The 25987-nt window shown below is 64.8% G+C and carries 23 protein-coding genes; 12 read left to right on the top strand and 11 right to left on the bottom strand.

The genetic code is table 11. From position 1 onward, the window contains the following. Nucleotides 1-44 precede the first annotated feature (44 nt). The 3 genes from BUC08_RS01950 to BUC08_RS01940 are packed head-to-tail and all read left to right on the top strand — an operon-like array spanning nucleotide 45 to nucleotide 4470. Nucleotides 45-1889 (top strand): peptidylprolyl isomerase, encoded by a 1845-nt coding sequence (locus tag BUC08_RS01950; RefSeq protein ID WP_037921114.1) that lies wholly within the window; start codon nucleotides 45-47, stop codon nucleotides 1887-1889. Between the two features lie 3 nt (nucleotides 1890-1892). Further along, on the top strand, nucleotides 1893-3401 hold the full coding sequence (gene trpE / locus BUC08_RS01945) for an anthranilate synthase component I (protein ID WP_037921117.1): 1509 nt from the start codon (nucleotides 1893-1895) through the stop codon (nucleotides 3399-3401). Between the two features lie 31 nt (nucleotides 3402-3432). Further along, entirely contained in the window at nucleotides 3433-4470 is a 1038-nt protein-coding gene (locus BUC08_RS01940) for a succinylglutamate desuccinylase/aspartoacylase family protein (RefSeq protein WP_037922097.1), read from the top strand. 44 nt (nucleotides 4471-4514) lie between these two features. Here BUC08_RS01940 and BUC08_RS01935 read toward each other — a convergent pair whose 3' ends face one another. Further along, nucleotides 4515-5870 (bottom strand): polysaccharide deacteylase family 2 protein, encoded by a 1356-nt coding sequence (locus tag BUC08_RS01935; RefSeq protein WP_037921120.1) that lies wholly within the window; start codon nucleotides 5868-5870, stop codon nucleotides 4515-4517. A gap of 185 nt (nucleotides 5871-6055) precedes the next feature. On the opposite strand from BUC08_RS01935, the gene BUC08_RS01930 reads away from it, so the two are divergent. The 6 genes from BUC08_RS01930 (at nucleotide 6056) to lexA (ending at nucleotide 10940) form a co-directional block, all read left to right on the top strand. After that, entirely contained in the window at nucleotides 6056-6637 is a 582-nt protein-coding gene (locus BUC08_RS01930) for an anthranilate synthase component II (RefSeq protein WP_037921123.1), read from the top strand. Next, nucleotides 6634-7650, top strand: a complete 1017-nt coding sequence (gene trpD, locus BUC08_RS01925) for an anthranilate phosphoribosyltransferase (RefSeq protein WP_037921126.1) — start codon at nucleotides 6634-6636, stop codon at nucleotides 7648-7650. Before BUC08_RS01930 ends, trpD begins: the two co-directional genes overlap by 4 nt. Nucleotides 7651-7692: 42 nt before the next feature. Continuing rightward, nucleotides 7693-8508, top strand: coding sequence for an indole-3-glycerol phosphate synthase TrpC (trpC, locus tag BUC08_RS01920; RefSeq protein WP_037921129.1), 816 nt, complete (start codon nucleotides 7693-7695; stop codon nucleotides 8506-8508). 1 nt (nucleotide 8509) lies between these two features. Next, on the top strand, nucleotides 8510-9001 hold the full coding sequence (gene moaC / locus BUC08_RS01915) for a cyclic pyranopterin monophosphate synthase MoaC (protein WP_268794398.1): 492 nt from the start codon (nucleotides 8510-8512) through the stop codon (nucleotides 8999-9001). Further along, nucleotides 8998-10170: a molybdopterin molybdotransferase MoeA gene (locus BUC08_RS01910; protein ID WP_037921132.1), complete on the top strand. Its 1173-nt coding sequence runs from the start codon at nucleotides 8998-9000 to the stop codon at nucleotides 10168-10170. Before moaC ends, BUC08_RS01910 begins: the two co-directional genes overlap by 4 nt. Nucleotides 10171-10238: 68 nt before the next feature. Further along, complete coding sequence (gene lexA / locus BUC08_RS01905) at nucleotides 10239-10940, top strand: transcriptional repressor LexA (protein ID WP_037921135.1); 702 nt, start codon at nucleotides 10239-10241, stop codon at nucleotides 10938-10940. A 417-nt stretch (nucleotides 10941-11357) separates the two neighbouring features. Here lexA and BUC08_RS01900 read toward each other — a convergent pair whose 3' ends face one another. Next, nucleotides 11358-13418 carry a ComEC/Rec2 family competence protein gene (locus BUC08_RS01900; protein WP_037921138.1) on the bottom strand — a complete coding sequence of 687 codons (2061 nt, stop codon included), beginning with the start codon at nucleotides 13416-13418 and terminating at the stop codon, nucleotides 11358-11360. Between the two features lie 77 nt (nucleotides 13419-13495). Here BUC08_RS01900 and gltX point away from each other — a divergent pair, with 77 nt between their 5' ends. From gltX to BUC08_RS01885, 3 genes are all read left to right on the top strand, one after another. Continuing rightward, on the top strand, nucleotides 13496-14896 hold the full coding sequence (gene gltX, locus BUC08_RS01895) for a glutamate--tRNA ligase (RefSeq protein ID WP_037921141.1): 1401 nt from the start codon (nucleotides 13496-13498) through the stop codon (nucleotides 14894-14896). Nucleotides 14897-15005: 109 nt separating this feature from the next. Then, complete coding sequence (gene gltA, locus BUC08_RS01890) at nucleotides 15006-16301, top strand: citrate synthase (RefSeq protein WP_037921144.1); 1296 nt, start codon at nucleotides 15006-15008, stop codon at nucleotides 16299-16301. Nucleotides 16302-16495: 194 nt separating this feature from the next. Next, nucleotides 16496-17410 carry a calcium-binding protein gene (locus tag BUC08_RS01885; protein WP_051693855.1) on the top strand — a complete coding sequence of 305 codons (915 nt, stop codon included), beginning with the start codon at nucleotides 16496-16498 and terminating at the stop codon, nucleotides 17408-17410. A gap of 388 nt (nucleotides 17411-17798) precedes the next feature. On the opposite strand, the gene BUC08_RS01880 is transcribed toward BUC08_RS01885, so the two are convergent. From BUC08_RS01880 to BUC08_RS01840, 9 genes are all read right to left on the bottom strand, one after another. Next, the gene (locus BUC08_RS01880) at nucleotides 17799-18581 is read right to left on the bottom strand and encodes an enoyl-CoA hydratase-related protein (RefSeq protein WP_037921147.1); all 783 of its coding nucleotides are present in this window, start codon (nucleotides 18579-18581) and stop codon (nucleotides 17799-17801) included. Between the two features lie 94 nt (nucleotides 18582-18675). Further along, nucleotides 18676-19128 carry a cytochrome c-type biogenesis protein gene (locus tag BUC08_RS01875; protein ID WP_037921150.1) on the bottom strand — a complete coding sequence of 151 codons (453 nt, stop codon included), beginning with the start codon at nucleotides 19126-19128 and terminating at the stop codon, nucleotides 18676-18678. Next, on the bottom strand, nucleotides 19125-21080 hold the full coding sequence (locus tag BUC08_RS01870) for a heme lyase CcmF/NrfE family subunit (protein WP_037921153.1): 1956 nt from the start codon (nucleotides 21078-21080) through the stop codon (nucleotides 19125-19127). Before BUC08_RS01870 ends, BUC08_RS01875 begins: the two co-directional genes overlap by 4 nt. Nucleotides 21081-21382: 302 nt before the next feature. Further along, nucleotides 21383-21955, bottom strand: a complete 573-nt coding sequence (locus tag BUC08_RS01865; protein ID WP_037921156.1) for a holin family protein — start codon at nucleotides 21953-21955, stop codon at nucleotides 21383-21385. Beyond that, entirely contained in the window at nucleotides 21946-22557 is a 612-nt protein-coding gene (locus BUC08_RS01860; RefSeq protein ID WP_037921159.1) for a holin-associated N-acetylmuramidase, read from the bottom strand. Before BUC08_RS01860 ends, BUC08_RS01865 begins: the two co-directional genes overlap by 10 nt. Before the next feature lie 75 nt (nucleotides 22558-22632). Further along, a complete protein-coding gene (gene ccmE / locus BUC08_RS01855; protein ID WP_037921162.1) occupies nucleotides 22633-23076 on the bottom strand; it encodes a cytochrome c maturation protein CcmE in 444 nt (147 codons plus the stop codon). Nucleotides 23077-23187: 111 nt separating this feature from the next. After that, on the bottom strand, nucleotides 23188-24216 hold the full coding sequence (gene argC / locus BUC08_RS01850) for an N-acetyl-gamma-glutamyl-phosphate reductase (RefSeq protein WP_037921165.1): 1029 nt from the start codon (nucleotides 24214-24216) through the stop codon (nucleotides 23188-23190). A 36-nt stretch (nucleotides 24217-24252) separates the two neighbouring features. Next, nucleotides 24253-25062 carry a glutamate racemase gene (locus tag BUC08_RS01845; RefSeq protein WP_037921168.1) on the bottom strand — a complete coding sequence of 270 codons (810 nt, stop codon included), beginning with the start codon at nucleotides 25060-25062 and terminating at the stop codon, nucleotides 24253-24255. 39 nt (nucleotides 25063-25101) lie between these two features. Then, nucleotides 25102-25980 carry a lysophospholipid acyltransferase family protein gene (locus tag BUC08_RS01840; RefSeq protein ID WP_037921170.1) on the bottom strand — a complete coding sequence of 293 codons (879 nt, stop codon included), beginning with the start codon at nucleotides 25978-25980 and terminating at the stop codon, nucleotides 25102-25104. Between the last annotated feature and the right edge of the window lie 7 nt (nucleotides 25981-25987).

The following is a 25987-nucleotide window of genomic DNA, read 5'->3' as shown; positions in this document are numbered from 1 at the left end:
CACGCTCGCTAGACAAGGCAAACTTTTATCCGAGGACCCGCATCATGGCTGTACGCACGAAGAATATGTCGAAAACCGCCGTCTGGATCTTGATGGCCATGCTGATCCTTGGCCTTGGTGGCTTTGGCGCGACCAACCTGTCGGGCACCCTGCGGACGCTCGGCACGGTGGGTGACAAACACATCGACATCGACCAATACGCCAACCAGCTGAACCAGACGATCCGCGCCTACGAGGCGCAGACCGGCCAGCAGCTGTCCTTTGCGCAGGCGCAGGCGATGGGGCTGGACCAATCGGTGCTGCAACGTCTGGTCAGCCAGCGTGCGCTGGACAATGAAACCGACAAGCTGGGACTGTCGATCGGCGACGCATCCCTGCGCGACGAAATCGTTCAAATCCGCGAGTTTCGCGGCGTTGACGGCCAGTTCAACCGCGAAGGCTACCGGATGGCGCTGGAAAGCTCGGGCCTGTCGGAATCCGAGTTCGAGACCCAACTGCGCGAAGAGGCCGCACGCACCCTGTTGCAGGGGGCCATCGCCTCGGGCGTCGTGATGCCGGAAACCTATGCCAAGACGCTGGTGGATTACGTCGGCGAAGCGCGCAACTTCACATGGTCGCGCCTGCAAGCCGAAGACCTGGAAACGCCGGTGGCAGAGCCGACCGAAGACGAAATGCGCGCCTATCTGGCCGAACATCAGGCCGATTACCAACGCCCTGAAACCAAAACGATCACCTATGCCCTGCTGACCCCGGACATGCTGGTGGACACCGTCGAAGTGGACGCGGCCGACCTGCAAAAAGCCTATGAGGCGCGTGCCGATGAATACCAGCAGCCCGAGCGTCGTCTGGTCGAACGCCTGCCCTTCCTCGATCAAGAGGCCGCCGACCGCGCCGCCGCCGCGCTGGAAATGCAAGGCACCACCTTTGAACAGCTGGTTCAGGACCGTGGCCTCGCGCTGGCCGATGTGGACATGGGCGATATGAGCCTGGCCGATCTGGGCGGCGCAGGCGAGGCGATCTTTGCCGCCGAAGTGGGCGATGTCGTGGGCCCGCTGCCGTCAGACCTGGGCCCTGCCCTGTTCCGCGTCAACGGCGTACTGCCCGCGCACAACACCACATTCGAGCAAGCCGAGCCGGAGCTGCGCGCCACGCTGGCCGCCGACCGCGCCCGCCGCCAGGTCGATGCGCAATCGCGCACCTACGATGACATGCTGGCCGGTGGTGCGACGCTGGAAGACCTGGCCAAGGAAAGCGACATGACGCTGGGCACCGTGGACTGGTTCGACGGCTCGGACGATGAAATGGCAGGCTATACCGAATTCCGCGAAGCCGCCGCCGCGGTGACCCAAGACGACTATCCCGAGATTGAAACGCTCAGCGATGGCGGCATCTTTGCCCTGCGACTGGACAAGGTCACCCCGGCCCGCGACGCCACCTTTGACGAGGCCCGCGAAGACATCGCCGCCGACATGATCGCCCAACGCACCGAGGCCGCGCTGAGCGCGAAGGCCGAAGAGCTGTTGCCGCAGTTGAAAGAGGGCGCAGGCTTTGCCGATTTGGGGCTGGATTCAATCGAAGAAGCCGACCAGACCCGCGACGCCTTTATCCAGAACACCCCGCGCAGCTTTGTCACGCAGGTGTTCGAGATGGAGCCCGGCGATGTGAACCTGGTCACCGGTCAGGGCATGGTCGTGATCGTGCGCCTGGACGACGTGCTGCCCGCCGCTGACAATGCCGAGGCCAACGCCCTGCAAGCACAGCTGGTCGAGCAGATGAACCAGTCGCTGTCGCAGGACATTCTGGATATCTACACCGCCGACACCACCGTGCGCGCCCGTCCGCAGATCGACCAGCGTGCGGTGCAGGCGGTTCATGTGAACTTTCCCTGACCCATGGCACTGACACCTGCATATGACGCCTTTGCGGCCGGCTTCGACGCCGGCCACAACCAGATCGTCTATACCCGCCTGGCCGCCGACCTGGATACGCCTGTGTCGCTGATGCTGAAACTGACCGGGGCCGCCGAGAACGCTTTCGTTCTGGAATCGGTCACCGGCGGCGAAGTGCGGGGGCGGTATTCGATCATCGGGATGAAGCCCGACCTGATCTGGAAGTGCCACGGCGAAACCTCTGCCGTGAACCGCGCCGCACGTTACGACGCCGACGCCTACCAGCCGATGGAGGGTAATCCGCTGGACGCGCTGCGGGCGCTGATCGCGGAATCGAAAATCGACCTGCCCGACGATCTGCCGCAGGCGGCGGCAGGCCTGTTCGGTTATCTGGGCTATGACACCGTGCGGCTGGTCGAACACCTGCCCGACGTGAACCCCGACCCGCTGGGCCTGCCCGATGCGGTCATGCTGCGCCCTTCGGTCGTGGCGGTGCTGGACGGGGTCAAGGGCGAGGTGACGGTCGTGTCGCCCGCATGGGTCAATGACGGACAAAGCGCGCGCGCCGCCTATGCGCAGGCCGCCGAACGGGTGATGGATGCCGTGCGCGATCTGGAACGCGCCATGCCCCGCGAAACCCGCGATCTGGGCGAGGCATCGGTCAGCGACGAGCCGGTCAGCAACTTTACCCACCAAGCCTATCTTGAGGCGGTGGAAAAGGCGCGCGATTACATCCGCGCCGGCGACATCTTTCAGGTGGTGCCCAGCCAGCGTTGGGCACAGGCCTTTCCGCAGCCGCCCTTCTCACTCTACCGTTCGCTGCGCCGCACCAACCCGTCGCCGTTCATGTTCTATTTCAACTTCGGCGGCTTCCAGGTGATCGGCGCCAGCCCCGAAATTCTGGTGCGCGTGTTCGGCAACGAGGTCACAATCCGCCCCATCGCAGGCACCCGTCCCCGTGGTGCCACGCCGGAAGAAGATCGCGCGCTTGAGGCCGACCTGCTGGCGGATCAGAAAGAACTGGCCGAGCATCTGATGCTGTTGGATCTGGGCCGCAACGACGTGGGCCGCGTGGCCAGGATCGGCACCGTGCGCCCTACGGAAGAATTCATCGTCGAACGCTACAGCCACGTGATGCACATCGTGTCGAACGTGGTGGGCGAACTGGCCCCGGGCAAGGACGCGCTGGACGCCTTCTTTGCCGGTATGCCCGCAGGCACCGTGTCAGGTGCGCCCAAGGTGCGGGCGATGCAGATCATCGACGAATTGGAGCCGGAAAAGCGTGGCGTCTATGGCGGCGGCGTCGGCTATTTCAGCGCAGGCGGCGACATGGACATGTGCATCGCCCTGCGCACGGCGGTGGTCAAGGACCAGACCCTGTATATCCAGGCCGGTGGCGGCGTGGTCTATGACAGCGATCCGCAATCGGAATATATGGAAACCATGCACAAATCCGGCGCGATCCGCCGTGCGGCAGAAGACGCGGCACGCTTTGGCGGAGGCAACGGGTGACAGCGAAAACCCGATAAAAGGCATTGCACGCATGAGCCGCCCCCCCTTTGAGATTGCCGGAACGCGCGTGGCCGCAGGGACCACCGATGTTGTCAATCTGCCGGTGTCGATCCTGCCCGACCACACACCGGTGCACATGTCGGTCAAGGTGCATCACGGCAAACGCCCCGGCCCCACGATGTTCGTATCGGCGGCGGTCCATGGCGACGAGGTGATCGGGGTGGAAATCGTGCGCCGCCTGCTGCGCGCGCCGCAACTGTCCAGCCTGCGCGGCACATTGCTGGTGGTGCCTGTGGTCAATTCTTTCGGCTTTCTCAACCGCTCGCGCTACCTGCCCGACCGGCGCGACCTGAACCGCTGTTTCCCCGGCACGCCGTCGGGCTCGCTGGGGTCACGGCTGGCGCATCTGTTCCTGCACGAGATCGTCATGCGCTGCGATTTCGGGATCGACCTGCATTCGGCGGCCATCCACCGCACCAACCTGCCACAGTGCCGCATCACGCCGGGTGACAAGATCACCGCCAAGATGGCCCGCGATTTCGGCGCGCCCGTGATCCTGAATTCGCCCCTGCGCGACGGATCGCTGCGCGGCGAGGCGGCGGCGCGGGGCACGCCTGTGCTGCTCTATGAAGCGGGCGAAGGCCTGCGGTTCGATGAATTCGCCGTGCGCGCCGGTGTGGCGGGCATCCTGCGGGTGCTGCGCGCGCAGGACATGCTGCCCGCCAAGGGCATCGCCAAAAGCAAGTCGTCCTCGCTGATCTGCAAAGGCTCGCACTGGTTGCGCGCCCCTGCGGGCGGGCTGCTGCGCACGTTCCGCGACACCGGAGAAGTGGTGGAAAAGGGTGATGTTCTGGCGGCGATTTCGGACCCGTTCGGGCACGTCGAGGTCGAGTTGAAAGCGCCCGCTGCGGGCATCCTGATCGGGCGCGCGATCTTGCCCGTGGTGAACGAGGGCGATGCGGTCTTTCATCTGGCCGAACTGGGACCGCGCGCGGATGAGGACACGGTCGAGGACATGACCGCCCAGCTCGAGGCCGATCCCATCTTTGACGAAGACGAGATCATTTAAAGCATCCGTCCTTTCGCCCGAGGCATGGCACATCAGCCTAGGGTCTATTCCCCCACCTGCGCCTTGAGCAGACGCGACACCGGCGACAAAGCCACGCGTTCGGCGCGGTCCTGCAGACCCCACAGCAGCAACGCCGAGATCGTGTCGGGGCGCACGCGGCCCAGCATCACCACCCCGCCTTCCTGGCCTGCACGGAATGCTGCCTGATCCAGAAAGCGGCGGATGACGGTGGGCGTCTGATCGGCGCTGTCGAAATCGCGGAACACGGTGGCCGCGGGCACGCCCTCGCGCAGGGCCAACTTTTGCGCGGTGTTCAGCCCCTTGGACTGCATCACGATGCCATAGCCGCCGCTGCCCAGAATGCTGACCACCTGATCGGAGACCGCGCGGTCGGCCTGGAATCCGGCACCTGTGCCTTCCAGTACGCCGATGGCCTCGGGCACCGCGTTCAGGGCGGCGGCGATGCTGACTTCGGCGTCGGTGGGCGTGGCCCCGGCGGGCAGGTCCACCATGGCCAAGACTTCCAGCCCTTCGGCACGATAGGCGGCGGCACGTTCGGCGGCGTCGGGCAGGTTGGCGTCAATGGCAAAACTCAGCGGATAGGGAAAGCTGCGCAGGGCAGCCAGCCCCACGGTGTCACCGCTCAGGTCCGCACCGCTGTCGATCAGAACGATGGACATCATCGGTTTCGAAGGGTCCAGCGCATCGACGTCAGAGGCATAGGCATCGATGGGCTTCTGCGCAAGCGGCGGATCGACGGGCGTGGCCTCGGCCTGTGCAGCCGCGTCACGGTCGACCAGCGAGCCGACGCGCTGCTCCATGCGCGGTGCGGTCTCGGTCTCTGTTTCGGTGGTTTCTGTCGTGGCGGGGTCCGCCGCCTCGGGCACCTCGGCGCTTTCGGCTTGCGCATCGGTTTCCGCTGTCTCGAACCCGCTGTCTGCGGCCACATCCGGGGCCGGTGGCTGGGCCGGTTCGGTGGAAATGCTCAACGCGTCCGCATCGGGCTGCGCGGGCAGGCTGGCCTGCGGGCTGGGCAGGACGGGCGCGTCGGTCTGTACCTGCACCCCGCTTTCCGCGTCAGGGGGGGCTGGCGTCTCGATTCCGCTGGTGCCGCCGGTTTCAGGGCGCACCGGCGCGAGGGTGTCGGCATCGGCCAGGGATGCAACATCATCGGCCTCGGGCTTTGTCACCTTGGGTGCGCCTGCCTCGGTGGCCAGATCGGCATCACCCGCCGGTTGCGGGCTGTCGGTGCTGGACGCCTGTGGCGCGCCGCCCGCGACGGGGGCATTCACATCCATGTCGGGTGCCGGGGCATTGTCGGCCACAACCGACACCAGCCCGACCGCACCGAGCCCGATCACAGCACCTGTCACTGCCCCGCTCAAAAAACCTCGCGCCATGTCTGTTCGTCCCTGCCTGTTGCCGGCCCACCCTAACGGGTTTTTTGTGCCCTTGTCATTGCCCACTGTACCCAGTCAAGCGCCCCCGACCCCTTGACGCCGGCGGGCAAGCCTGAACAAGTGTGCCTCGCTTATACAGTGCAGGCGGCCTTGGCCTCCAGCCCCCTAAATGCAAAGTTTGACCCATGCTGCTGCTGATCGACAACTATGACAGTTTTACCTACAACCTGGTTCACTATCTGGGCGAATTGGGCGCCGAGGTGGCGGTTCACCGCAACGACGCGCTGAATGTCCAGGACGCGATGGCGATGAATCCGGCGGGTATCCTGTTGTCGCCCGGCCCCTGTGACCCCGATCAGGCGGGCATCTGCCTGGCCCTGACGCAGGCCGCTGCCGAGACGCGCACGCCGCTGATGGGCGTGTGCCTGGGACACCAGACGATCGGTCAGGTCTTTGGCGGCAAGGTGGTGCGCGCCCCCGAGATCGTTCATGGCAAGATGGGCACGATGCAACACACCGGCACCGGCCTTTTTGCGGGCTTGCCCACACCTTTCGAGGCAACGCGGTATCATTCGCTGATCGTGGACCGCGCCACCCTGCCCGACTGCCTTGAGGTCACGGCGGAACTGGACGACGGCATCATCATGGGCCTGCAACACCGCGAGATGCCGATTCACGGCGTGCAGTTCCACCCCGAAAGCATCCGGTCCGAACACGGACATGCCTTGCTGAAGAATTTCCTGGATCTGCTGAAGGTACCTGCATGAGTGACGCCCTCAAACCCCTGATCGACGCCGCCGCAAATGGCCCGCTGACCCGCGCGCAGGCCGAAACGGCCTTTGCCATCCTGTTCGACGGCGAAGCGACACCGGCCCAGATCGGCGGGCTGCTGATGGCCCTGCGCACGCGTGGCGAGACGGTGGACGAATACGCCGCCGCCGCCGCCGTGATGCGCGCCAAGTGCAATCCGGTGCAGGCGCCCGAGGGGGCCATCGATATCGTCGGCACCGGTGGCGACGGCAAGGGCACGCTGAACATCTCGACCGCGACCGCCTTTGTGGTGGCCGGTGCAGGTGTGGTGGTGGCCAAGCACGGCAACCGCAACCTCAGCTCGAAATCGGGCGCTGCTGACGCTTTGACCCAGATGGGGCTGAAAGTCATGGTCGGCGCGCCGGTGGTGGAACGCGCCCTGCGCGAGGCGGGCATCGGCTTTATGATGGCGCCCATGCACCACCCGGCGATTGCCCACGTGATGCCCGCGCGCACCGAGCTGGGCACGCGCACGATTTTCAACATCCTTGGCCCCCTGACCAACCCCGCAGGCGTCAAGCGCCAGTTGACCGGTGCCTATCGCCGTGACCTGATCCGCCCGATGGCCGAGACCCTGCAACAGCTGGGCAGTGACAAGGCATGGCTGGTGCACGGCTCGGACGGCACCGACGAGCTGACCATTACCGGCGTGTCCTGGGTTGCGGCACTCGACGCGGACAAGATCACCGAGATGGAAATCCACCCCGAGGACGCAGGCCTGCCCGTGCATGCCTTTGACGACATCGTGGGCGGCACGCCCGAGGAAAACGCCGTGGCCTTCAACGCGCTGCTGGACGGCGCGCCCTCGGCCTATCGCGACGCGGTCTTGCTGAACGCGGCGGCGGCCCTAGTTGTGGCGGGTGCCGCCCCCGACCTGAACACCGGCGTTGAAATGGCCCGTGCCTCGATCGACAGCGGCGCGGCACGCGCCAAAATCGCCGCCGTGGCCAAGATCACCCAAGAAGGCTGAGCCACCGCGCTGCCGCCTCTGTCCGACAAGAAAGCAAACCCGATGACCGAGACAATCCTGGACCGCATCAAAGCCTACAAGCTGGAAGAAGTGGCCGCCGACAAGCAAGCCAAAACCCTGGGCGAAGTCGAGGACGAGGCGCGCAGCGCCCCCCCTGTGCGCCCCTTTGCCGAGGCCCTGCACAGCGCCGCGCGCGAGGGGTACGGTCTGATTGCCGAGATCAAAAAGGCCAGCCCGTCCAAGGGGTTGATCCGCCCCGATTTTGATCCTGCCGCCCACGCCCACGCTTATGAGCAGGGTGGCGCGTCCTGCCTGTCGGTGCTGACCGACACGCCCAGCTTTCAGGGCGACAAACAGTTCCTGGTAGACGCCCGCGCCGCCTGCGCCCTGCCCGTGCTGCGCAAGGATTTCATGTACGACCCCTATCAGGTGGTCGAGGCGCGTGCGCTGGGGGCCGACTGTATCCTGATCATCATGGCCTCGGTCAGTGATCAACAGGCCATCGAGTTGGAAGACACCGCCATGGACTGGGACATGGACGTGTTGATCGAAGTGCATGACGAGGACGAATTGCAGCGCGCCACCAGCCTGAAAAGCCCGCTGATCGGCATCAACAACCGCAACCTGAAAACCTTTGAAACCTCGCTGGACACCACGCGCACCCTGTCGAAACTGGTGCCCGCCGACCGCACGATTGTCTGCGAAAGCGGGCTGAACACGCCCAAGGAACTGGCCGAAATGGCGATGTACGGGGTGCGCAGTTTCCTGATCGGCGAAAGCCTGATGCGCAACGACGACCTGGCCGCCGCCACCCGCGCCCTGCTGGCCAATCCCTTGCGCGCCGGCGGAGGCATGTGACGTGGCCGACCAGTCCAAGGGCAAGCTGTCGCATTTCGACGCCGAGGGTCAGGCGCATATGGTCGACGTCACCGACAAGGCCGTGACCGACCGGGTGGCCGTGGCCGCCTGTTACATCAAGATGGCGCAGGAAACCTTTGATATCATTAGCGAAGGTCGTGCGAAGAAGGGCGATGTTCTGGGCGTGGCGCGGCTGGCGGGCATCATGGGGGCCAAGCGGACCTCGGACCTGATCCCGCTGTGTCACCCGCTGCCGATCACCAAGGTGGCGCTGGACCTGACACCCGACGCGACCCTGCCCGGCGTTCGCATCTCTGCCACCGTCAAGACCACCGGCCAGACCGGCGTCGAAATGGAAGCGTTGACCGCAGCCTCGACCGCCGCGCTGACCGTCTATGACATGGCCAAGGCAGTGGACAAGGCGATGGAGATCGGCGGCCTGCATGTGGTTCTGAAAGATGGTGGAAAATCAGGGCGGTACGAGGCGTCATGATCCCTGTTGCACAGGCTTTGGACCATCTCTTTGCGCTTGTGGGGCCTTTGGCATGCGAAACCGTGCCCCTGCGCCGGGCGCATGGTCGGGTGCTGGCCGAAACGGTTCTGGCGCAACGCACCCAGCCGCCTTTCGCGGCCTCTGCCATGGACGGATATGCGGTGAAATCCGCCGAGGTGGAGACGGATGCGCTGTTCAAGGTTATCGGAGAATCCGCCGCCGGTCACGGCTTTGCAGGCACCGTCGGTGCGGGGCAAGCGGTGCGCATCTTTACCGGTGCGCCCGTTCCACAAGGTGCGGATTTCGTTGTTATTCAAGAGGATGTGACCCGTCGTGGCGATCTGATCACCCTGAACCATGGCGTCGGCACGGCCCCGAACATCCGCCCCGCAGGCACAGATTTTACCGCAGGCACGCCGATGAACGCCCCCCGCCGTCTGTCGGCGGGTGATGTGGCGCTGCTGGCGGCGATGAATATCGCACAGGTGCCCGTCGCGCGCAGGCCTGTGGTCGCGCTGATCTCGACCGGCGACGAGTTGGTCATGCCGGGCGAAGTGCCGGGGGATGACCAGATCATCGTGTCGAACACCTTTGGTCTGGCTGCCTTGCTGGAGGATCTGGGTGCGGTGCCGCGCATCCTGCCGATTGCCCGCGATACGCCCGCGGCGCTGCGCCAGGTTTTGACGCTGGCGGCGGGGGCGGATCTGATCGTGACCATCGGTGGCGCGTCCGTCGGGGACCATGATCTGGTGGCCGATGTGGCCGCTGAAATGGGCATGCGGCAATCGTTCTACAAGGTCGCGATGCGTCCGGGAAAACCATTGATGGCCGGTATGTTAGCGGGCGTTCCCATGATTGGCCTGCCCGGCAATCCGGTCTCGGCGATGGTCTGTGGCACCGTCTTTCTGACCCCCGTCATCCGCGCCATGCAGGGGCTGGGCGAAGCCCCCGCGCCGCGCCGCCAGATGCCCCTGACAGCCCCGCTTGAGGCCAACGGGCCGCGCGAGCATTACATGCGCGCGGTGGCTGATACGCAGGGGGTCGCAGATGCGGGGCGGCAGGACAGTTCGTTGCTGAGCGTGCTGGCCACCGCCAACGCGCTGATCGTGCGCCCGCCCGATGATCCGGCGCGTGATGTCGGCGCGCTTGTGGATGTCATCGACCTTTAGCAACGGTTGACACAAAACGGGAACATGCATAGAACAAACCCAAACCAACGGTGGCGAGGGACCTGTATATGCTGACCAAGAAGCAACTGGATCTATTGAAATTCATTCAAAAACGGGTTCAGCGCGACGGTGTTCCGCCCAGCTTTGACGAGATGAAAGAGGCCTTGGACCTGCGGTCCAAATCCGGCATCCACAGATTGATTACTGCGTTGGAAGAACGCGGTTTTATCCGTCGGTTGGCACACCGTGCGCGGGCTATCGAAATTGTTAAGCTGCCTGAGTCCATGGGGGGTGCGCCGACCTCGGGCTTTGCGCCGCGGGTGATTGACGGAGACCGGCCGGACGGGCCGCCGCCTGCGTCCGCGATGCCGGTCGAGGCGCTGTATGCCACCGAACTGCCGGTGATGGGCCGCATTGCCGCCGGTGTGCCGATCGAGGCGATCCAGCAGGCGTCGCATTCCGTGGCGGTTCCGGGACAGATGCTGACCGGCAAGGGAGACCACTATGCCCTTGAAGTCAAAGGCGATTCCATGATCGAGGCGGGGATCAACGACGGTGATGTCGTGGTGATCCGCGAGACTTCGGTGGCGGAGAATGGCGACATTGTCGTGGCGCTGATAGAGGATCAGGAGGCGACGTTGAAACGCTATATGAAACGGGGCAATACCATAGCACTTGAGGCGGCGAACCCGGCATATGAGACCCGCATTTTCACCGATGACCGTGTCAAAGTGCAGGGCAAGCTGGTCGGGCTGATCCGCACATACTAGGCGGATTGGTACATATTCGGGCCTGTCTGGTACATATTCCGGGCCGCCGGATTGGCGGGTTTTGGGCCGGAAAATCGGATTTTGTACATATTTGGCGGTGTCTGGTACATCTTTTCGGGCGGCTCTGCGGGGCCGCCTTTTGCGTGGGAAATATTGGCGTGAAACGGGTGGATTTGGCGAAGGTTGAGAGCGGCGCCGTTCCGCTTTCGCAAGCGCGGATTCAAGGCCGAAGGCCGCCGCGCATCGCCGGGCCGCCCCACGGCACGGCGATTTGGTTTCAGTTGCGTGTGACAGGTCGGTGGGATGTGTTTGGCTGCCATTAAGTGGCAGGCACTCAGGTCGGATCGCCGCACCTCGGCCCTGCGATGCGCGGCTTCGCGTGTTGTTGCGAACGGCAGCACCATCCGACGCGCCCCATCACCGCGCCCAGCCCGACCACATCCGATCGCCTGAAACTTGCCGTGCGGTGCGCAGGTGGATGCCGTCCCTGCCCTGCACCAGCGCAATCGCCCCCGTGGTTCGCAGGCGTTTGGGGTCGTAGACATCGCAGTTGCCCAGCGGCGCGTCGGGGGTGATGCTGACCACCACGATCTGACCGCTGACGCAGGGGCCGAAACCTGCCAAAGCGCGTTTGCCGATCAGGTGCACCAGTTCGATCTGCCCCACCTTCGCCAGCTTGGTCCGGTCGGCGACATCACCCTCCTGCCAGCGGGCTGCGGCGCGGGACTGGTCCGCGCCGTCGCCGTCGTTTTCCAACCAGTTCTGCGCAACGAACCCCGCGCCTTTTTCCTTGCTCAGCGCGCGCCCTTGGGCGGTCATCACGCCGACGATGCCGCCATCCTCGGCGATCAGGGCGGCGGGGCGGTCGGCGGTGGTCCACAGCACGCCACCCAGCGCCATCACCGCCAGCCCGCCAAAGCGACCACGCCCCTGCCAGAGGATCACCACCAACGCGCCCAGGGCGATCAGCGGCAGCACCCAAGGGGCGGGTCCGTGCACATAACCGCGTGCGCCCTCAAGCCCCGCGACCCAATTGGCAACGCCCAGAATCCAGCGCAGGCCCAGGCCCATCAGCCACAGGCCGATCCCGTCCAGCCCGAAGGGCGCCAGCAGCAGGGCCAGCACCGCCGCCGGCACCACCAGCAGGCCCATCAGCGGCACCGAGGCCAGATTGGCCAGCAGCCCGTAATGCGACACCGTGTTGAAATGCGCAGCGCCAATGGGTGCCGTGGCCAGTCCCGCCACGGCGGAAGAGACCATCACTGCCACCAAAGGCTGTATCCAGCGCGGGCCACGGGACAGCACCCCGCCGCGCATCCAGCCAAAGACCGCCACCAAGGCGACCGTCGCGGCAAAGGACATCTGGAAGCCGGGGCCAAGCAGCGCCTCGGGGCGCAGGACAAGGACGATCAGCGCCGCCAGCGCCACCGCCCGCAGGCTGATGGCACGGCGGCTTAGCATCACGGCGCAAAGCGCGACGGCGGCCATGACATAGGCGCGTTCGGTCGCCACGTTGCCGCCCGACAGCGCCAGATAGCCCGAGGCCGCGACCAGCGCGCCGGCGGCGGCGATCTTGCGCACGGGCCAGTGCAGCGCCGCCCCCGGAATGGCGGCCAGCACCAGCCGCAACAGCCCCAGCACAAAGCCGCTGAGCAGGCCCATGTGCAGGCCGGATATGGCCAGCAGGTGCGCGGTGTTGCTGGCGCGCAGGGTGTCGAGGGCGCGCAGGGAAATGCCGCTGCGGTCGCCCGTGGTGACGGCAGCGGCGAACCCGCCCACGTCGCCGGGCAAGGCGGCGCGGATGTGCGCGGACATCGCCATGCGCAGCCGAAAGGTGGCCAGCGACCAGCCGTCCTGTGCGGCCTCGAGCCCGACGAGCGGCACGCGGGTATAGCCCACCGCCCCCAACCGGTTGAACCATGCGTGACGCTGGAAATCGAATCCACCCGGTTCCACCGGACCGCCGGGGGGTGACAGGTGCGCAGTGGTCATCACCCGCATGCCCGGTTGCGGGTCGATCCCCGCGCCGTCGCCCTGCCCGTCCCCGTGCAGCGACACCCGCACGCGCAGCGGCGTGCGCGCGGGTGACACGCGGGCCATGACCACGCGGTCCAGCGTGACGCGCACCGCGTCCGAGCCGCTGCGGTCCAGCGCCACGACGCGCCCCTCGACCGGACCGTAGTAGCGCCAGCCCAGCACCGGCCCCGCCACGGCATGTGCCCGCACGGCAGCCAGCAGCGCACCCGCCAGCATCAGCACCAGCGCAAAAGGGATCGGGCGAAACGCCTCGTCCATATGTCGGCCCAGCAGCCACAGCGCCATAGCAAGCGCGCCCGTGCCCGCCAACATCAGGCCGGTCGGTTCGAACCGCAGGGAGAAGAAGCCGCCGATGCCCGTGGCGAGGCAGACGGGCACCCAGTGGAACAGGTGCCCCCGCTGGATCAGCATCGCGTGCCGGAGGCCGGGTAACATGCGCATGCTTGCCCCTTATGGGTCCACTGGATAGACAGGCGCAAACTCTAGCCATCTTCTGGTTACTGAAAGGTAAACGCCCCATGTCAACCCAAGTCGTCACCCGCTTCGCGCCCTCGCCCACGGGCTTTCTGCACATCGGTGGCGCGCGTACGGCGCTGTTCAACTGGCTGTATGCCCGTGGCCGTGGGGGCAAGTTCCTGCTGCGCATCGAGGACACGGATCGCGCGCGGTCGACGCCCGAGGCGACGGCGGCGATCCTGCAAGGGCTGGCGTGGCTGGGTCTGGAACACGATGGCGAGGTGATCAGCCAGTTCGAGCGCGCGCCGCGCCATGCCGAGGTGGCGCTGGAGCTGTTGGCGCAGGGCAAGGCGTACAAGTGTTTCTCGACCCAGGACGAAATCGCGGCCTTCCGCGAGGCGGCCAAGGCCGAGGGCAAATCAACTCTGTTCCGGTCGCCCTGGCGGGATGCGGAGGCATCAAGCCACCCCGACGCGCCCTATGTCATTCGAATCAAGGCCCCCCTGGACGGCAAGACCGTGATCCACGACGAGGTGCAGGGCGATGTGACCATCGGCAACGAGCAGTTGGACGATATGGTGTTGCTGCGGTCGGACGGCACGCCGGTCTATATGCTGGCCGTGGTGGTGGACGATCACGACATGGGTGTGACCCATGTGATCCGGGGCGACGACCATCTGAACAACGCCGCGCGGCAGATGATGATCTACAACGCCATGGGCTGGGATGTGCCGGTTTGGGCGCATATTCCGCTGATCCACGGGGCGGATGGCAAGAAGCTGTCGAAACGCCACGGCGCCTTGGGGGCGCAGGAGTACCAGGCGATGGGCTATCCTGCCGCCGGGATGCGCAATTACCTGTCGCGGCTGGGCTGGAGCCACGGCGACGACGAGTTTTTCACCGACGCGCAGGCGCTGGAGTGGTTCGACCTGTCCGGCATCGGCAAAAGCCCCGCGCGGTTCGACACCAAGAAGCTGGAGAATCTGAGCGGGCAACACATTGCCGTGAGCGATGATGCCGCGTTGCAGCGCGAATTGGCCGATTTTTTGCAAGTGACCGGCCAACCCGCGCTGAGCGACGCGCAGAACGCGACGCTGGCGAAAGCCATGCCTTTTCTCAAGGAACGGTCGAAAACCTTCTTTGAACTGCTTGATAAGGCACAGTTTGCCCTTACGTCCCGACCGGTCCAAGTGGATGAAAAGGCTGAAAAAGCTTTGACTGTGGAAAACCGCACACTGCTCGCGCAATTGACGCCGCATCTGCAAAATGATAGCTGGGACCGTGACAGCCTGGAGGCGAAACTAAACGACTTTGCCGAACAGAACCACACCAAGTTCGGAAAACTGGCGGGCCCCCTTCGGGCGGCGCTTGCAGGTCGCGCGGTGACCCCTTCTGTGTTTGACATGATGCTGGTCCTGGGACCCGACGAAACCCGTGCCCGCATCAACGATGTCGCTGCCTGAGACTGGTTAACCCGTTCTAAAGGATAGGCGACGTAGCAATTGGCCCGAACCTCGGTTCGGGCGCCGCCGGTGGCTTTGACCGCTCGGGCGAAACTCAGGAAGGGACCGCATGGCCGACTCGACTAAGACTGCAAAACTCACGATTGACGGCAAGGACTATGAACTGCCGATCCATTCGCCCACCGCAGGACCTGACGTTCTCGACATCCGCAAGCTGTATGCCCAGGCGGGCGTGTTCACCTATGATCCGGGCTATACGTCGACCGCAAGCTGTGACAGCACGATCACCTTTATCGACGGTGACGAGGGTGTGTTGCTGCACCGTGGCTATCCGATCGACCAGCTGGCGGCGAAATCGCATTATCTCGAAGTGTGCTATTTGCTGCTGTACGGCGAACTGCCGTCGCCGTCCGAGCTGGAAGATTTCGAACATCGCGTGACCAACCACACGATGCTGCACGAGCAGATGATGAACTTTTTCCGTGGCTTCCGCCGCGATGCGCACCCGATGGCCGTCATGGTCGGCGTGGTGGGCGCGATGTCTGCGTTCTATCACGACAGCACCGACATCAACGATCCCTGGCAGCGTGAAGTGGCGTCGATCCGGCTGATTGCCAAGATGCCGACGATTGCCGCGATGGCCTATAAATACACCATCGGCCAACCGTTTGAATATCCGCGCAACGATCTGGACTATGCGTCGAACTTCCTGCGCATGTGCTTTGCCGTGCCTGCGGAAGACTATGTGGTGAACCCGATTCTGTCGCGCGCGATGGACCGGATCTTTACCCTGCACGCGGACCACGAACAGAACGCGTCGACCTCGACCGTGCGTCTGGCGTCGTCCTCGGGGGCGAACCCGTTTGCCTGTATCGCGGCGGGCATCGCCTGTCTGTGGGGGCCTGCCCACGGTGGTGCCAACCAGGCCTGCCTGGAAATGCTGAAAGAGATCGGCACGCCCGACCGCATTCCCGAATTCATCGCCCGCGCCAAGGACAAGAACGATCCGTTCCGCCTGATGGGCTTTGGTCACCGCGTCTACAAGAACTTTGACCCGCGCGCGACCGTGATGAAGGAAAGCGCCGACGAGGTTCTGGAGCTGCTGGGCGTCGAGAACAACCCGACGCTGCAAGTGGCGAAAGAGCTGGAGAAACAGGCGCTGGAAGATCCGTATTTCGCGGACAAGAAGCTGTTCCCGAACGTCGATTTCTATTCGGGCATCATCCTTGAGGCGATGGGGTTCCCCACGTCGATGTTCACCCCGATCTTTGCGCTGTCGCGCACCGTCGGCTGGGTGTCGCAGTGGAAGGAAATGATCGGCGATCCGCAGAACAAGATCGGCCGTCCGCGCCAGCTGTACCTGGGCGAAACCGCCCGCGATTACGTGGATATCGAAAAGCGCTAAGGCGTCTTTTCAGACCGTTGCAAAAGCCACCCTTCGGGGTGGCTTTTTTCGTTTTCAGGAGGAATATGCGGAAACTTGGGCAACTGTTCTTGTAGCCGAAACAATATCCCAGAATTTACCTCAGCCGCTGATTGACCGGATATTTGGCGCCGCTTAGCATCTGGCACCACACCATTTTTCCTGGGGAAACGATAATGGGCGCTCTTGCATTTATCCTGCCCGGCCTGCTGCTGGGCTGGGGCATTTTTGAATTGATCGACGACGAACAAGACAACAGCGACGAAGACATCAACGGCACCGATCAGGCGGACGATCTGGACGGGAAGAACGGCGATGACGTGATCAAGGGCGGCGCTGGCAATGACAACATCGAAGGCGGCAGCGGCGATGACGTGCTGCGCGGTGACGATGGCGACGACGTGATCTTTGGCCAGCAGGGCCGCGACGACATTGGCGGCGGGGACGGCGATGACGCCCTTGTTGCAGGGCGCGGCGATGACACGGTGCGCGGCGGTGAAGGCGACGATTGGGTCGAGGGCGATCAGGGCGACGATGTGCTGGAAGGCAGCGCAGGCGATGACCTGTTGCTGGGTGGCACAGGGGCCGACACCCTGTCGGGCGGTGCGGATGACGACGTGTTGGTGGGTGGCAAGGTCAGCAACCTGCCCCTGTCGTTCGAGCAGATGAAGATGCTGCGCGACGGGGCGACGGTTGAGGATCTTGAGGACGAGATTCCCCCCAGTTCCTTTAAACTGCGCGACGATGGCGAGGTTGACGTGCTGAACGGCGACGCAGGCGACGACCTGCTGGTTCTGGGTGCGGGCGACGATGGCACCGGGGGCGAGGGGCTGGACAGTTTCATGATCCTGCAAAACCAGGTAGGGGATGCAGGCCCTGCGGTGGTTCAGGATTTCGAGGACGACGAGGCCATCGGCGTGCTGACCAACAGCGCCACCGACCCCGAGATCACGGTTCAGGACGATGGCGAGGATGCGCTGGTGCTGGCCGATGATGTGGTGGTGGCACGGGTGATCGGTGCTGCGGGCCGGATCGATGCGGGCGATGTGTTTATCTACAGCACGTCGGCTGTGAACGCTTTGGCGGGGTGATTTTCGGGGGGTGTTGGGGAAGCCGACCTTGCTGTGTGATGCGGTTTAGGTCGGCTTGGATGTCAAAGTGACCTAACCACACAGGGCAGCGCCTGACCGCGGGTGGGCATCACGACATCGTTAGGTGCCACTTAATTTCTAATCTTTGGCGTGAGGGTGAAGAGGCGCAAGACGGTGAGGAAGCGCCCGCCCGTCGCACCAAAGGTGCGCCATTCATATTCGGCACGCCTCCGGCGTGACGGGCGGTCGGGCGCTGCCTCTCACACATTGCAAAGCAATGTGTGAGAGGCAGGTGTTCGCGTTGCGAACACCGAGAGGCCGGCGGCACTGCGTGCCTTTGTTCCGGGCTTTGGTGTTTCGCAGCAGATGCTACCCCCTTCGAAGCCCCTTAACGCCCCTCGAAGTTTGCCTTGCGCTTCTCGGTAAAGGCCACCACGCCCTCGACGAAATCGCGGCTCCCGGCGCATTGCCCCTGTTCCGAGGCTTCCAGTTCTAGCTGTTCTTCCAGATTGTTGGCCCAGCTTGCCCGCAGCACCCGCTTGATCGCGCCATAGGTTTTGGTCGGCTCGTTGGCCAGATGTGCTGCGCGGCCTTTCCAGTGGGTTTCGAACTCGGCGTCCGGCACGGCTTCCCAGATCATGCCCCAGTCGTCGGCCTGTTTGGCGCTGATGCGGTCGGCGAAGAGGGCCGCGCCCATCGCCTTGGACATGCCCATGGTGCGCGGCAGGGTATAGGTGCCGCCCGCGTCGGGGATCAGGGCGATGCGGGCAAAGGCCTGCATGAAATAGGCGCGTTCGGCGGCGATGACCACGTCGGCGGCCAGCGCAAGGTTGGCCCCTGCCCCCGCCGCCGCCCCGTTCACGGCGCAGATGGTCGGCACCGGGCAGTTCACGATGGCACGCAGCATCGGGGCATATTCGTCGCGCAGGGTGCGTTCGGTGTTCTCGGCCCCCAGACCGTCGGTGCCATCGCCCAGATCCTGACCCGAGCAGAACGCCCGGTCGCCCGCACCTGTCAGCACCACGACCCGCGCCTCCTTGCCCGCGCGGTCGACGGCCTGTGCAATCTCGGCGCGCATCTGGCTGTTCAGGGCGTTCATCTTTTCGGGGCGGTTCAGGGTGACAACGGCGATACCGTCGGCCAGGTCATAGGTCAGCGTTTCGTAGTGCATCCGGGGTCCCTCTTGGTTGCGGGTGGCGGCGCGGGGCCGTTCCATTTGGCCGCAGCTTAGCAAACGCGCGGCGCAGGCACAGCGAAACCGCGCGTCACTCGTCCAGTATTTCGGCGAGCCGTCTGGATTCCTCGGGGCTGAGCGGCTGGTCCTGTGGCGTGGAACTGCGGGCGCGGCCGCGCAGGTACAGGCCCGCGCCCAGCAGAGCCAGCAGCAGCATCACCGGCCCTGCCCCCCACAGCAGCCAGTTGGCACCCGTGGCCTGCGGGCGCAACAGCACGTATTCGCCATAGCGGGCCACGATGAAATCGACGGTTTCGGCATTGGTGTCGCCTGCCACCAGCCGTTCGCGCACCAGCAGGCGCAGGTCGCGGGCCAGTGGCGCGTGGCTTTCGTCGATGCTTTCGTTGCGGCAGACCAGACAGCGCAGGCCCTGGCTGATCTCGCGGGCGCGGGCTTCGAGCGCGGGATCGTCCAGCACCTCGCCCGGTTCGACCGCCCAGAGGGGGGTGGCCAGCAGCAGCAGGATCATCAGCAGCCGTTTCATTCCGCAGGCACCGCCGATGTCTTGCGCGCCCCTGCCGCCACGCGGAAGCGTCTGTCGCTGAGGCTGAGACCGCCGCCGAGCGCCATCAGCGCGCAGCCGATCCAGATCCAGTTGACCAGCGGTTTGATATAGGTGCGCACGGCCCAGCCGCCCGCGTCCTGCCGGTCGCCGATCACCACGTAGACATCGCGGGCCAGCGACTGGTCAATCGCGGCCTCGGTGGTGGGCATCTGCGCCACGGGATAGACCCGCTTTTCAGGGCGCAACTGCGCGATCTCGCGGCCGTCTTTCGCCAGCGTGACAAAGCCGGTGGTGGTAAAGTAATTCGGCCCCTCGCCATCCTGCACATCGTCCAGCGTCAGCGTATAGCCTCCGACGTCAAAGGGTTGGCCCAGTTGGGCGACGCGGATGTCCTCGGACTGCCATGCGGTCAGGCCCGCGATGCCGAAGACGGTCACGCCAAAGCCTGCGTGGGCCACGGCCTTGCCCCAGTCGGCGCGGGGCAAGCGCAGCAGACGTGCAGCACCGCTGCGTCCGGTGCGCAGCCACAGATCGACCGCAGCGCCCATCACCAGCCATGCGCCCAGAAACAGGCCCACCGGCCCCAGCAGGCTGCGCCCGGTCTGCATCACCCAGACCAGCCCGGCCAGCGCCAGCGCCAGCACGAACACCGGTGCCATCAGCCGCATGGCGCGCCCCAGTTTGGCCCGTTTCCACGGCATCACCGCGCCCACGGGCAGCACCAGTCCCAGCACCACCATGAAGGGGGTGAAGGCCATGTTGAAGAACGGAGGCCCGACGCTGAGTTTGCGGTCCAGGAACATCTCGGCCACCAGCGGCCACATGGTGCCAACAAAGACCACGAAGCACGCCACCGCCAGGAGGATGTTGTTGATCAAAAGCGCGCTTTCGCGGCTGACCATGCCGAAGACGCCGCGCGCCTCCATGGCCCCTGCACGCAGGGCATAGAGCGTCAGCGCACCGCCGACGAAGATCGCGAGGATGGCCAGGATGAACACGCCGCGTTCGGGGTCGTTGGCGAACGCATGGACCGAGGTCAGCAGGCCCGAGCGTACGATGAACGTGCCGATCAGCGAGAAGCCGAAGGCCAGGATCGCCAGCAGGATGGTCCACGACTTCAGGCTTTCGCGTTTTTCCACCACGATGGCGGAATGGAAAAGTGCTGCGGCCAGCAGCCATGGCATGAAGGATGCATTCTCGACCGGGTCCCAGAACCAGAAGCCGCCCCAGCCCAGTTCGTAATACGCCCACCACGAACCCAGCGCGATGCCGATGGTCAGGAAGATCCACGCGGCCAGCGTCCACGGGCGCACCCAGCGGCCCCATGCGGCGTCGACGCGGCCTTCGATCAGGGCGGCCATGGCAAAGCTGAAGGTCATGCTGAGGCCGACATAGCCCAGGTAGAGAAACGGCGGGTGAAAGGCCAGTCCGGGGTCCTGCAGCAACGGGTTCAGGTCCTGCCCGTCGAAGGGCGGCACGGCAAGGCGCAGGAACGGGTTCGAGGTGAAGAGGATAAAGGCAAAGAAGGCCACGCCAATCGCCGCCTGCACCGACAGCACACGGGCGCGCAAAGAGGGTGGCAGGTTGCCCCCGAACCACGCGGCCATCGCGCCGAACAGCGAGACGATCAGCACCCACAGCAGCATGGACCCCTCGTGGTTGCCCCATGTGCCGCTGATTTTATACAGCATCGGTTTCGCGGAATGGCTGTTTTGCACCACCAGCCGCAGCGAGAAGTCCGAGGTGACAAAGGCCCACATCAGCGCGCCAAAGGCCGCCAGCGTCAGGAAAAACTGCGCCGCGGCGGCAGGTTCTGCCACCGCCATCCACGCCGCATTGCGCCGCTGCGCGCCGATCATCGGCACCACGGCCTGTATGATCGCCACGAGGAAGGCGAGGATCAGGGAAAAGTGACCAAGTTCTGTAATCATGCGGACCTTATAGGCCCGCTGGCGTCGCCTCACAATCGCCAGTGGGGGGCGTCGTCATTGTGTCGCATGGGATGTGTGGGGGGCGTTCAGATTACCGGGTGGCTCTGCGTGACCTTGCCACAGAGGGCAGCGCCTGACCGCGGGTGGGCATCACGCCGTTGGTGGGTGCCACTTAATTTCTATGCTTTGGCGTGGGGATGATGAACCGCGCTACGGTGAGTAAGCGCCCGCCCATGGGGCGGTCGGGCGCTGCCCGGCGGCACTGCGTGCCTTGAATCCGGGCTTTGGTGGTTGAGGCTAGCCTAAGCCGCCCGTTTCCAGACCTCCAGCGCCGCGTTGCGGTCCGGCAGGATCGCCGCCGTGGTCAGGCGGGCGTCGTTGCCGGTGTCGGCGACGCCGACGCTGTCGGCGCGCAAGGTGCGCAAGGCGCGGATGTTGTCCATGACCTGCGGCACATGGGCCATGGTGCCGACGATCTGGCGCTGGAATTCCTGCGCTTTGACCTGATGGCGCGCGCCGAAATAGAAGGACACGATCACCCCCAGCAGCCACCACAGCGGTTCGGGCACCAGCGCGATGCCCTGCATCCGCTCGGCGAACCACAGCGGCTCGACCATGGCCGCGACGAACAGGCCCAGCGTGCCAAAGGCCAGCAAGGGACGCGGCAGGCGGTTCAGCCCGTCGACAAAGCGGTCGAACCACCCCTGCCGCGCCACCGCATATTCCGCGCCGAACTGTTGCATCGCCTGCACCTGCACCTCATGGGCGCGGGCGCTGCCGGCCTCGGCGTTTTCGCGGAACACTTCGACCGTGTCGCGCACCACATTGCCGCCGTTGCCGAACAACAGGCCAAACATCCGCTCCATCATCCCCATACCGCCACCCGTGCGTTAAATTCTGCTGTTGTCATGTGATAGGCCGCGCTGATGAATTCCTCGGCCCGCTTGATCCAGCCGCCTTTGCCGCCGGCCCGTGTGCGGGCGTATTTGCGGCTGGCAGGGCGGCGGTCGGCGATGCGAAAGTAATAGTTGCGGCGCGCGATGCCGTAGGCGTCGACCATGGCCTGCGGGGCTTGATTGTAGGCTGCGTGCGCCGCCTTGATCGACTGCGGCCCCAGCGCGCCGTCCACGGCCACGCTGTGCCCCATCTCGCACAGCAGCCGTTGCAGGATGCGCACGGCATTGGCGCCGGCGTTGACGTACATATCGAACACCGTCGCGTGCAGGCCGCTGGGCAGTTCCGCGATCAGGGGGCGTTCAAAATAGTGGCGGATAAAGATGTCGACCGCCTGCACCCGTGTCAGCCGTTGCACGTCGTCGGCGTCAACGTCACCGTCGGCGTCCAGATCCAGCCCCAAGCGCCGCATGGTGTGGATGGTCACGCCGAATTTGGTCGCCCCGCCCGGATCGTCGGGATCGTTCACATAGCCACCCTCGCGGGCGACGATTTCATTTGCGATGTCTCTGACGGTTTGCATGTCCAACCCCTGCTGCTGCATCTGGCGCAGAGACTGGGTTGAAAATGGTTAACGCAAGCTGAGGCGAGCGTGCGCTCAGCCCTCGGGGTCTTTGTAGACGCCTTGTTCCTTCAGCGCGTCCACGACTTCTTTGGGCATGTAGGTTTCGTCGTGTTTGGCAAGGATTTCAGAGGCTTCGAACACGCCATTCACGTAGCGGCCGGTGCCAACCATGCCCTGATCCTCGGCGAAGAGGTCCGGCAGGACGCCGCTGAACACCACCGGTACGGATGCGCCGCCGTCGGTCACCTCGAAGCGGATCACCTCGCCCTGCCCGCGTTGCAGGGTGCCGGTGGCCACCAGCCCGCCGATGCGGAACACTTCCCCAGGCCCCGGCGGGTCGGCCATGACCTGGCTGGGCGCGCGGAAGAAGTTGATGCCGTCGCGCATAGCATAGCCGATCAGCGCGGTGCTGATGGCCAGCGCCACGGCTGTGACCAGTATGATCTGGATGCGCCTTTGTTTCTTGAGGCTTTTCATCGCGACTCCGCCTGCTTTCCGGATCGGAAAGGGTTCAGGGGTATTTAGCCCCGAACGGCGCGCCAATCAACGCGCGCCGCTTGGTACTATCGTCGCACCCCGTCGGCCCGGTCAGGGAAACAGCGGTGCCATCATCAGGCCGGCGGTTTCCGGCAGGCCCAGCATCAGGTTGGCGTTTTGCAGCGCCTGTCCGCTGGAGCCCTTGGTCAGGTTGTCGAGGGCCGCGATCACGATGCAGCGGCCTGCGATGCGGTCGGCGACCACGCCGATGTGGCAGAAGTTGCTGCCGCGAATGTGGCGGGTGCTGGGGGCCTCGCCCTGTGGCAGGACGTGGATGAACGGTTCGTTTTCGTAGGCCGCTGCCAGCGCGGCGTGCACGGCGTCGGCGTCGCCCGAGACATAGCAGGTGGCCAGAATGCCGCGGTTGGCGGGGATCAGGTGCGGGGTGAATTGCACCTGCACCGGGCGGCCTGCGAGTTTGGAAAACTCCTGGTCGAACTCACCCAGGTGCCGGTGCGTGCCGCCGACGGAATAGGCGTGATAGCCTTCGCTCAGCTCGGCGTGCAGCAGGTTTTCCTTGAGCGACCGGCCCGCGCCGGACACCGCGCATTTCAGGTCCATGATGATGTCGTCCAGCCCGATCACACCGGCGGCGATCAGCGGGCGCAGGGCGAACTGCCCGGTGGCCGCATTACAGCCCGTGCCCGCCACCAGCCGTGCGGCGGCGATGTCGTCGCGGTAGAATTCGGTCAGGCCGTACACCGCTTCGGACTGCATTTCGATGGCGGCGTGGTCGTTGCCGTACCATTTCTTATACTCCGCCGGATCGCGCAGCCGGAAATCGGCGCTGAGGTCGACGATTTTCAGCGTTTTGGGCAGGTCGCGGATGACCTCCTGGCTGGTCTTGTGGGGCAGCGCGCAAAAGCACAGGTCGATGCCCGACCAGTCGATGGTGTCGAAGGCCACCATATCGGGCAGGTCCAGATGGCGCAGGTGCGGGAACACCTCGGCCAGCTTTTGGCCGGCCTTGGAGAACGCGCCCAAGGCCTTGATTTCAATGGACGGATGTTCGGCAATCAGCCGGATCAGTTCGGCGCCAGTGTAACCGCTGGCCCCCAGAATTGCGACAGAATGGGTCATGTCAGACCTCGTATATTAAGGATGTGGGAATGGTGTTCAGGCAGAGACAAAGGTGATTTGTCGTCGCATGAATTGCACCGCGCGGTCGCTGACCCGTTTGGGGTCGCCCGTGGTCAGATAGGCCGATGTGCCGGTGCCCATCTTGTCAGGGTGACGGGTCAGGTAATCGGCCAGGCTTTCGCCCACCAGGTTGGCCTGGGAATAGACCTGCACGTCCGCGCCCAGCGCCTGCTGGAACACGTCCTGCATCAGCGGGTAGTGGGTGCAACCCAGGATCGCGGCTTGCGGATGGGGCATCTTGCGTTTCAGCGCGTCCACGTGGGAGCGCACCAGCGCCTCGGCCAGGATCATGTCGCCGTCCTCAATGGCATCCACCACGCCACCGCAGGCCTGCGCCTCGACGTCAACACCGATGGCGCGAAAGGCCAGTTCGCGCTGAAACGCGCGGCTGCTGACGGTGGCGGGGGTGGCGAAGAGGGCCACGTGTTTCACGGCAACCTCGCGCGGCGGGGAATTGTCGCCCCACTGCCGTTCGGTCATCGCCTCGATCAGCGGCACGAATACGCCGAGCACGCGCTTGCCTTCGGGCACCCAGCCCTCCTGCATCCGGCGCAGGGCGGCGGCCGAGGCGGTGTTGCAGGCCAGAATCACCAGATCGCAGCCCGCATCGAACAGGCGTTGCACGGCAGCGGTGGTCAGGTTGTAGATGTCATCGGCGGTGCGCACGCCATAAGGCGCATGGGCGCTGTCGGCGAGATAGATGAAATCAACGTCCGGCAGCCGCTTTTGCGCTGCTTCCAGAACGGTCAGACCGCCCAAACCACTGTCAAAAACACCAATTGCCATAGCGCGTTAGCCCGCATTCCCAAGGCACCAGTGATCTGCTCAGCGGTGCCGTTCCTCGAATTCATAGCCCAGGTCAAAGTGTTTGACCGGATCTGGATTGAGGTCATACGTCGCTTTGCGCAGGAAATCCATCATCTGTTTGCTGTCTCCGGCCAAAGGGTCCAGCACGTCGCGTCCCAAGGGGGTGCCGACGACCACGCGCACGGGTGTGTCGACGCGTTTGCGGAACTCCTTGATCAGCAGGCCCAGCCGCAGGGTGTTGTGCATGTGGCTGGCCAATTGGAACAGGCGGCTGGTGTGCCCGTCAAAGTAAAGCGGCACCACCGTTGCCCCCGATTTGGCCACCATCCGCGCGGTAAAGCTGCGCCAGCGCGGGTCCATGGGGCGCGAGAACGGTCGGGCCGCCGTGCTGACCGTGCCACCGGGGAAAATGCCGATGGCCCCGCCCTCGGACAAAAAGCGCAACGCGGTGCGGCGGGTTTCGATGTTCAGCGCCAGCGCGGCGCGGCTTTGGTCAAAGCTGATGGGCAGCAGCACGCGGTTCAACTCTTCGGCACGGTTGAAGACCGCATTCGCCATGATGCGGAAATCGCCCCGCATGACGGACAGGATATGTCCCATCATCAGGCCGTCGAGAATGCCGTAAGGGTGGTTGGCGATCAGGATCAGCGGGCCGGTGCGCGGGATATTGTCCAACGCGCCGCCCACGACGTCCAGCGTCAGCCCGTAGCGTTCCACGATCACCGACCAGAAATCGCGCCCCGCCGCGACCTCGTCCTGGTAGCCGTCGGCGCGGCGGATCAGGTTCAGCCGGCCGGTCGAGTTCTCGATCAGGCGGATCACGGCCCGGCCACTGCGGGACGTGGCCGAATGGGAATAGGTGATGTCACGCGCGATTGCGCGCTTGGACGGGGCCATTGTCATC

Origin of the sequence: Pseudosulfitobacter pseudonitzschiae (assembly GCF_900129395.1) — a bacterium.
In the GTDB taxonomy this organism is placed as follows: domain Bacteria; phylum Pseudomonadota; class Alphaproteobacteria; order Rhodobacterales; family Rhodobacteraceae; genus Pseudosulfitobacter; species Pseudosulfitobacter pseudonitzschiae.
This window is presented reverse-complemented; position numbering and strand designations above follow the sequence as displayed.

Excerpts from the sequence above, each read along its gene's own strand:
- BUC08_RS01910 (WP_037921132.1), top strand. The coding sequence starts at position 8,998 with ATGATCCCTGTTGCACAGGCTTTGGACCATCTCTTTGCGCTTGTGGGG.
- lexA (WP_037921135.1), top strand. The coding sequence starts at position 10,239 with ATGCTGACCAAGAAGCAACTGGATCTATTGAAATTCATTCAAAAACGG.
- BUC08_RS01875 (WP_037921150.1), bottom strand. The coding sequence starts at position 19,128 with ATGAAACGGCTGCTGATGATCCTGCTGCTGCTGGCCACCCCCCTCTGG.
- BUC08_RS01880 (WP_037921147.1), bottom strand. The coding sequence starts at position 18,581 with ATGCACTACGAAACGCTGACCTATGACCTGGCCGACGGTATCGCCGTT.
- gltX (WP_037921141.1), top strand. The coding sequence starts at position 13,496 with ATGTCAACCCAAGTCGTCACCCGCTTCGCGCCCTCGCCCACGGGCTTT.
- argC (WP_037921165.1), bottom strand. The coding sequence starts at position 24,216 with ATGACCCATTCTGTCGCAATTCTGGGGGCCAGCGGTTACACTGGCGCC.
- BUC08_RS01845 (WP_037921168.1), bottom strand. The coding sequence starts at position 25,062 with ATGGCAATTGGTGTTTTTGACAGTGGTTTGGGCGGTCTGACCGTTCTG.
- BUC08_RS01885 (WP_051693855.1), top strand. The coding sequence starts at position 16,496 with ATGGGCGCTCTTGCATTTATCCTGCCCGGCCTGCTGCTGGGCTGGGGC.
- BUC08_RS01900 (WP_037921138.1), bottom strand. The coding sequence starts at position 13,418 with ATGCGCATGTTACCCGGCCTCCGGCACGCGATGCTGATCCAGCGGGGG.
- BUC08_RS01870 (WP_037921153.1), bottom strand. The coding sequence starts at position 21,080 with ATGATTACAGAACTTGGTCACTTTTCCCTGATCCTCGCCTTCCTCGTG.
- BUC08_RS01860 (WP_037921159.1), bottom strand. The coding sequence starts at position 22,557 with ATGCAAACCGTCAGAGACATCGCAAATGAAATCGTCGCCCGCGAGGGT.
- trpC (WP_037921129.1), top strand. The coding sequence starts at position 7,693 with ATGACCGAGACAATCCTGGACCGCATCAAAGCCTACAAGCTGGAAGAA.
- gltA (WP_037921144.1), top strand. The coding sequence starts at position 15,006 with ATGGCCGACTCGACTAAGACTGCAAAACTCACGATTGACGGCAAGGAC.
- BUC08_RS01950 (WP_037921114.1), top strand. The coding sequence starts at position 45 with ATGGCTGTACGCACGAAGAATATGTCGAAAACCGCCGTCTGGATCTTG.
- BUC08_RS01935 (WP_037921120.1), bottom strand. The coding sequence starts at position 5,870 with ATGGCGCGAGGTTTTTTGAGCGGGGCAGTGACAGGTGCTGTGATCGGG.
- trpE (WP_037921117.1), top strand. The coding sequence starts at position 1,893 with ATGGCACTGACACCTGCATATGACGCCTTTGCGGCCGGCTTCGACGCC.
- ccmE (WP_037921162.1), bottom strand. The coding sequence starts at position 23,076 with ATGAAAAGCCTCAAGAAACAAAGGCGCATCCAGATCATACTGGTCACA.
- trpD (WP_037921126.1), top strand. The coding sequence starts at position 6,634 with ATGAGTGACGCCCTCAAACCCCTGATCGACGCCGCCGCAAATGGCCCG.
- BUC08_RS01865 (WP_037921156.1), bottom strand. The coding sequence starts at position 21,955 with ATGGGGATGATGGAGCGGATGTTTGGCCTGTTGTTCGGCAACGGCGGC.
- BUC08_RS01930 (WP_037921123.1), top strand. The coding sequence starts at position 6,056 with ATGCTGCTGCTGATCGACAACTATGACAGTTTTACCTACAACCTGGTT.
- BUC08_RS01840 (WP_037921170.1), bottom strand. The coding sequence starts at position 25,980 with ATGGCCCCGTCCAAGCGCGCAATCGCGCGTGACATCACCTATTCCCAT.
- BUC08_RS01940 (WP_037922097.1), top strand. The coding sequence starts at position 3,433 with ATGAGCCGCCCCCCCTTTGAGATTGCCGGAACGCGCGTGGCCGCAGGG.